The organism is Cupriavidus sp. 8B (assembly GCF_054589115.1).
Window position 1 is genome coordinate 1 of record NZ_BAAILO010000169.1, and the last position, 352, is coordinate 352.

At 64.5% G+C, this 352-nt stretch carries 1 pseudogene; it reads left to right on the forward strand.

Features of this window, described 5'->3' with window-relative positions:
• Nucleotides 1-216, forward strand: a pseudogene (locus ACYP5B_RS16840) (hypothetical protein); the annotation flags it as partial.
• Nucleotides 217-352: the final 136 nt, after the last annotated feature.

Consider the following 352-nt stretch of genomic DNA (forward strand, 5'->3'; position numbering starts at 1 on the left):
GTTCCCAATGCGCTCGCCGGGCGACTGCTACGCCTGCTGGGCCAGTACGACAAGCTCGCCTCGGCCACGCTGTTCGCGCACGTCGGGCGCTCCATTTCCGGCACAGAACGCGATACGCAGCTCGATATCGCAGGCCGGCGCCTCAATACGATTCACACCCTCTGCATTCCGGACAACGACCGGTTTGCCGATGACGGCAGCCGCCTTCCCGCCTGAGCCCCAATTCCATTCCCTCCCTTCCGAACCCCAAGGAGCACCGTGGACATTCGAGATATCCAGCGCCTGCACGAGCAGTTCGCGCACGCCCCCCTCACCATTGAGGCGCAAACCACGTCCCACAATCCTGCCGGCC